General features: G+C 32.5%; 11 protein-coding genes. 8 read left to right on the forward strand and 3 right to left on the reverse strand.

Annotated elements, in window-relative coordinates; genetic code table 11:
* The 3 genes from C4S29_RS14960 to C4S29_RS14600 form a co-directional block, all read left to right on the forward strand.
* A partial coding sequence (locus tag C4S29_RS14960; protein ID WP_317045082.1) for a tyrosine-type recombinase/integrase occupies nucleotides 1-742 on the forward strand: 742 nt, incomplete at its 5' end.
* On the forward strand, nucleotides 690-824 hold the full coding sequence (locus C4S29_RS15000; protein WP_317045083.1) for a tyrosine-type recombinase/integrase: 135 nt from the start codon (nucleotides 690-692) through the stop codon (nucleotides 822-824). The genes C4S29_RS14960 and C4S29_RS15000, both read left to right, overlap by 53 nt.
* A 142-nt stretch (nucleotides 825-966) precedes the next feature.
* On the forward strand, nucleotides 967-1404 hold the full coding sequence (locus tag C4S29_RS14600; protein WP_103914851.1) for a hypothetical protein: 438 nt from the start codon (nucleotides 967-969) through the stop codon (nucleotides 1402-1404).
* A gap of 75 nt (nucleotides 1405-1479) precedes the next feature.
* On the opposite strand, the gene C4S29_RS14790 is transcribed toward C4S29_RS14600, so the two are convergent.
* The gene (locus tag C4S29_RS14790) at nucleotides 1480-1635 is read right to left on the reverse strand and encodes a hypothetical protein (protein WP_159969862.1); all 156 of its coding nucleotides are present in this window, start codon (nucleotides 1633-1635) and stop codon (nucleotides 1480-1482) included.
* A 111-nt stretch (nucleotides 1636-1746) separates the two neighbouring features.
* Between C4S29_RS14790 and C4S29_RS14605 the strand changes: the two genes are divergently transcribed.
* Both C4S29_RS14605 and C4S29_RS14610 read left to right on the forward strand, forming a co-directional pair.
* Entirely contained in the window at nucleotides 1747-2157 is a 411-nt protein-coding gene (locus tag C4S29_RS14605; protein WP_103914852.1) for an SMI1/KNR4 family protein, read from the forward strand.
* 167 nt (nucleotides 2158-2324) lie between these two features.
* Nucleotides 2325-3113 (forward strand): GLPGLI family protein, encoded by a 789-nt coding sequence (locus C4S29_RS14610; RefSeq protein ID WP_103914853.1) that lies wholly within the window; start codon nucleotides 2325-2327, stop codon nucleotides 3111-3113.
* 150 nt (nucleotides 3114-3263) lie between these two features.
* On the opposite strand, the gene C4S29_RS14795 is transcribed toward C4S29_RS14610, so the two are convergent.
* Nucleotides 3264-3401: a hypothetical protein gene (locus tag C4S29_RS14795; RefSeq protein ID WP_159969863.1), complete on the reverse strand. Its 138-nt coding sequence runs from the start codon at nucleotides 3399-3401 to the stop codon at nucleotides 3264-3266.
* Between the two features lie 109 nt (nucleotides 3402-3510).
* Here C4S29_RS14795 and C4S29_RS14615 point away from each other — a divergent pair, with 109 nt between their 5' ends.
* From C4S29_RS14615 to C4S29_RS14620, 3 genes are read left to right on the forward strand one after another with little or no spacing between them, the layout of a single operon-like run.
* The gene (locus tag C4S29_RS14615) at nucleotides 3511-4206 is read left to right on the forward strand and encodes a hypothetical protein (protein ID WP_146063335.1); all 696 of its coding nucleotides are present in this window, start codon (nucleotides 3511-3513) and stop codon (nucleotides 4204-4206) included.
* Entirely contained in the window at nucleotides 4193-4357 is a 165-nt protein-coding gene (locus C4S29_RS14800; protein ID WP_159969864.1) for a hypothetical protein, read from the forward strand. The genes C4S29_RS14615 and C4S29_RS14800 overlap by 14 nt, the downstream gene beginning before the upstream one ends.
* Before the next feature lie 11 nt (nucleotides 4358-4368).
* Nucleotides 4369-5235: a hypothetical protein gene (locus tag C4S29_RS14620; protein ID WP_233740569.1), complete on the forward strand. Its 867-nt coding sequence runs from the start codon at nucleotides 4369-4371 to the stop codon at nucleotides 5233-5235.
* A gap of 67 nt (nucleotides 5236-5302) precedes the next feature.
* On the opposite strand, the gene C4S29_RS14805 is transcribed toward C4S29_RS14620, so the two are convergent.
* Nucleotides 5303-5506: hypothetical protein (locus C4S29_RS14805; protein WP_221405546.1), on the reverse strand; the 204-nt coding region annotated here is incomplete at its 5' end.

Here is a 5506-nt window from a genome sequence, read left to right on the forward strand (position 1 = left end):
AGCAATCAATAAATTGATTTTTATTAAGTTTTTTAAGCGAAAATGGCTTAATTCCTTAATGGTAAAAATAAATTATAAATTTAAACAGGCTCTTAATAATAAAAAAGAAATAGCAGAGATTTCTAACATAGATTTTATTGCTTATAATAATGACTTTATTATCGCTAATAACCTCTCTTCATCTTACCAAAATCAAATTGTGAATGCTATAAAATTGTATTTTTCCACAATACAAAATAAAAGTATTGACTTAGCAAAAGTACACCGCCCAAGACGTGAAAAACTTTTGCCCAATGTGTTGAGTAAAGAAGAAGTAAAAGCAATTTTGGAAGCACATCACAACAGCAAACACAAAGCGATGCTATCTTTGATCTACAGTTGTGGATTGCGAAGAAGTGAACTTTTAAATCTAAAGCCATTGGATATAGATTCTAAAAGAAACATTGTAATCATAAGACAATCCAAAGGTAAAAAAGACCGCATCACACCATTGTCTCCAAAAATTTTAGAATTATTGCGAAAGTATTATAAAGATTATAAACCAACACAATATCTTTTTGAAGGACAAGTACCTGGAACAAAATATTCTGAACAAAGTCTGCAAAGTGTATTAAAACAAGCATTGCAAAAAGCCAAGATTATAAAAACCAGTAACCTTGCATTGGCTAAGACATTCTTACGCAACTCATCTGTTAGAAAGTGGAACAGATTTGCGATATATTCAAGAATTATTAGGACATAATAGTAGTAGAACTACGGAGATTTATACACACGTTAGTACAAAGAATTTGCAACAAATTAAAAGTCCTTTTGATGATTTATAATAATTAATTACTACATTTGAAAAACAAATAAAGTATGACGTTTGTCATACATATCTCCCCGAATTTGGGTGTTTATGTATGATTTTGTCATACATATATACAAGTTATCTGCAAGCATAAATAAACTGTCCAAAAGGTGTTTATGAATAAAAAATCAACATTTTCAATAATTTTCCTGACGGTAATTTTAGTTTCCGTAGTCTATTTTGTTTTCTTCCAAACTGCAGAAAAGCAAATAAAAAAAACGGTCTCTGAATATTGGACTTTGATGGAAAAAGGTGAATTTAACCAGTCTGTTAAATTATTTCACGATGGCGAAAGTTATTCTGGAGGGCTTCATATGTATTTTTATAAATTGCAAAAGCACTATAAATATCTAAATGAAGAAAAAAAATTTAAAGAAAATATCATAGTAAAGGATACGACTTATATTGGACAAAAAATGAAATATGTCCAATATTATATAAAAGACAAAAAGCAGAAAAAACCACCGCTTATTATCACTTTTATATTTTGGAAAGAAAATGGATACGATAACATTTACAGTACTAAATTTGAAAATTTACTTGAATGGTACTAAAATGCCTGCAGATAACAGCGTATTGGCAATAGTGCGGAGGAATGGCAAGTTTGAAGATTTTAGATATTCCGAAGATTAATTTATAATAAGAAAGTTTCCGCGTTTAAGCCGCACCATCGCCAATACGCAAAACGTTGGGAAAAATCGCCCTTCGGGACGATTTTTCCCAACGTACGGCTCGGCTTCGCCGACAGTTGTGAAACCATCGTTGCATTCGCACGACGACTTCACAACTGTCGCCTTTGACGCATTCTGAAAAAGAAGTTTTCAACTTCCTTTTCAGAACGACGACAAAGCCGAGCCGTACGTTGGCATTAATTTAAATAACTCAGTCGAACCAAAATGCTTAGAGACATTCTGAATAAAATAGAACAGTTTGGAGTTCAATTGAATGAGAAGGCTAGTCATGAAGAAATAACAAATCTTAAGAAGACATTTGACTTTGATTTTCCCAATGACTTTTTAGATTTTTATCTTTCATCAAATGGATACCATGATTATTATGGATTCGAGAAACAACACATCTGGAATCTTAAGAAAATCTGTGAAGAAAACTCAGTGGAAACAGACCAATACATAAAATTCTCTGACCATATGTTATTATCTCCATGGATAGGGTATTCAAGAATAGATGCTAAAATATACAAGGGCTATGGGTACATTATTGAACAAAATGAAGAGCCAACTTTCCTTGCTGATTCATTTACTGAGTTTTTAAAAATGATTGCAAACGATGAAGATGCGCTCTACTGAATAAACTAATGCCAACACCGCGCTAGCCCAATGCTCAAATTCGTTTTCAAACTGAAGTGAAATACTTACCTTGAACCTTCGTTTCCAAACTGGCGTGAGTACTAAATGTATCGCACTGGGCCAGCGCGGGAAACGTTAGCAGAAATTTTCACAAAAAAGCCCTTAAAATGAAATATGCTTTATTCTTTCTTATAATATCGACTTTGAGTTTTTCACAGAAATTTAGTTTCATTTACGAAACTAAATATAAAATGAATACCGAAAAACCAAATGATATTAATAGTGATATCATGATTTTAGATTTAGAAGATAATATTTCGATTTTTAGAGAAATTGAAGATAAAAAAACCGATTCTATAAAGATAAATCAAGGCAATGGATTGTTTAAAATGGGAGTTGAATACCAATTTTACGTTAGAAAAGATTTAACACAAAATAAAATTGCAAAAGTAATAACTTATATAGGAAATGATTATTTACTTCCAATTGATGAAAATTTGGATTGGAAAATTTTATCTGAACAAAAAATAATCGGAAAATATAGAGCACAAAAAGCAGAAGTAAGTTATGGAGGAAGAAATTGGATTGCTTGGTTTACTACAGAATTACCTTTTAGTGATGGTCCATATATATTTCATAGTTTACCTGGCTTGATAATTTCAATAGAAGATTCAAACAATGATTATTCCTTCAATTTAATACAAGTAAAAAAAGGTATAAATCTTTTTGATGCTCGAAGTAAAAGTATTAAAATCGATTGGAAGAAATATGAAACTTTAGCGCAATCATATTATAACGACCCATATAATCTGAATTCAAAAATGGGAATGAGAGTTACAATGACAGATGCCAATGGAAACAAAATGGATATAAGCGAAATGACTAAAGAATCACAAAAAAATATCGCAGGAAAAGATAATCCACTAGAATTAAACCATAAAATTAACTACAAATAAAACTTCTGCTAACATCGGTTTTGCAATATGCGGGATTTAGTGTTAGTTGAACTTTTGTAAAAATTAGCCGCAAAAACCATTTTTCTTTTTGATTTTTTATTATATTTACAAAAAGAAAAATGGTTTTTGCTTCGCTTGGTTTTTATATAACTATCTGGTTTCCAAAGCCCGCACATCGCAAAGCCGTTTCTCGTTGGGAAAAATCGCCCTTCGGGACGATTTTTCCCAACGAGAAACGGCTTCACCGACAGTTGTGAAACCATCGTTGCATTCGCACGACGTTTTCACAACTGTCGCCTTTGACGCATTCTGAAAAAGAAGTTTTCAACTTCCTTTTCAGAACGACGACAAAGCCGAGCCGTACGTTATGTGCTATGCTAAAACGACACGCCAACAAATGAAAAGACTGCTGACATTTTTCGTAATTGTAATTTTATTCGGTTGCGGACAGACAGAAAAGAAATCTGACGGACAATGGAAAACAATTGAAGTTGGCGACTATCTTTTTGACTTTCCTTCCGACTTTGAATTGGTTACCGAAAAAGGAATTGACTCCTATGTTGGAAAAATTAAAGGTGACAGTATTGAGTTTGGTTTCGACTTTGGCTATTATTCCAATGACTTTGAACAAACTTCACAAGAATATTTAGAAAATGGATTTTGGCGAAATGAATTGTCGTATCGTTTTATGAAAGAAGGAATAACTTACGACCAGACCAATACACCAAAGATTGATGTTATGAGCATTCGACCTGCGACAATTCAAGACAGTATTATTGGAAAAGGTTGTGACTATGTTGCAAAATGTAAACACGATAAAACAGAATTTGACTTTGCTATATATATTCCTAACGAAATCAAACAGACAAATTATTCAATTGACACAGTTGACAACCAATATAGAAAAATTGTATGGGCAAAAGACCCGCAAAAAGGAACGACAGGAATTTATCTAAGAGACTTGAATGGTTTCAATAAATCAATAAATAGTTATTTGGCTATATCTGTGGCGACAAGTAAACTGACAAGCAAACAACAAGAAACAGCATTGAAAATATTTAAAACAGGAAGACATAAAAGTGGAAAGAAGTAGAAGCACAGCACATAACAGGCGTTTGGCTCAATGGCGGGTGACGTGGTTAATTGAACATTCTACCTCGCATCAACTTTTGTGGTGTATTGACAGTTTTATGCTCCGAAATCCGCCACTGCGCCAAGCGCCAAAACGTTGGCAGAAATTATAAACGAAACACCTATGAATAAAATAATTACAGTAATTTTACTTTCACTCATTTGTAACACGCTATATTCTCAAAAATTGTTGACATCGTGGAGTCAACAAAATATTGAAAATTACACCAAAGAAATGTACGATGATGCACAAAAACTAACAGCTAGTGAGTTATTGTCAAAAAATTTAAATGATAAAAGTTGGAGTTCAGTTTTTTTAACTTTAAATGCTTCTATTAATAATTATAAAACTGATAAAAATTATTTACAATCTTTAGCTAATCAATTAACCAATAAAACTGAAACAAAACTAGAAGGAACAAGTCGTTTAATAATTTGGGACAGAATTATTAATAAAGACATTACTTTTGAAGGTAAAGGATTAGTTATTGATAATGATTTATACACAGTTGCTGGAAGAGCAAACCAAATTCTTCAAAATTTAACAAGTAAAAATTTTGGAAATGTAACCATTAGTTCTACAGAAAAAGAACTTGAAACTCTCAAAATAAACTGGATAAATTATTTAACAGATAAAAATGTTGAAGAGATTAAACTTGCCGAATATAAGAACGCAAAAATTCCGGAAATTAGTAGTCTAAAAGCAGTTAACGCATTAATAATTTCGTTACAAGACAATCCAATCAAAGAAGCACTAACAAAAAAATGCTTGAAAAATATCTATAAATTAGACGAACTTCCTAAAGAAAAAGGTTCTCCAGCAAGCTATTGTAATCCTGACACTTACACATACGCGTATTTAGGAATGCTATTTGGATACGAAAAATTAGATGAATCAAAAAATGCAAAATGGTGGTTGACATTTTGGAACGACAACAACAAGAAATTAATATGGAACTCTGAAAAAGGGATTTATGAAGTTCAGAAATAAATAATAACTTCTGCCAACAAGGGTTTTGCGTCAGGCGGGCTGAAGTGCGAAACTCAACGGCAGTTTTTCAATTGAAATTTAGTAATAATATCAACTTTTGTGCTTCGAAATCCCGCCCGAAAGCAAAGCCCCGAAACGTTGGGAAAAATCGCCCTTCGGGACGATTTTTCCCAACGTACGGCTCGGCTTCGCCGACAGTTGTGAAACCATCGTTGCATTCGCACGACGTTTTCACAACTGTCGCCTTTGACGCATTCTGAAAAAGAAGTTT

It is taken from the genome of Halpernia humi, assembly GCF_900108025.1.
Taxonomy (GTDB): domain Bacteria; phylum Bacteroidota; class Bacteroidia; order Flavobacteriales; family Weeksellaceae; genus Halpernia; species Halpernia humi.

Bases quoted from the DNA above. Each gene is read 5' to 3' on its own strand.
- C4S29_RS14605 (WP_103914852.1), top strand. From the start codon at position 1,747: ATGCTTAGAGACATTCTGAATAAAATAGAACAGTTTGGAGTTCAATTG.
- C4S29_RS14600 (WP_103914851.1), top strand. From the start codon at position 967: ATGAATAAAAAATCAACATTTTCAATAATTTTCCTGACGGTAATTTTA.
- C4S29_RS14620 (WP_233740569.1), top strand. From the start codon at position 4,369: ATGAATAAAATAATTACAGTAATTTTACTTTCACTCATTTGTAACACG.
- C4S29_RS14610 (WP_103914853.1), top strand. From the start codon at position 2,325: ATGAAATATGCTTTATTCTTTCTTATAATATCGACTTTGAGTTTTTCA.
- C4S29_RS14615 (WP_146063335.1), top strand. From the start codon at position 3,511: ATGAAAAGACTGCTGACATTTTTCGTAATTGTAATTTTATTCGGTTGC.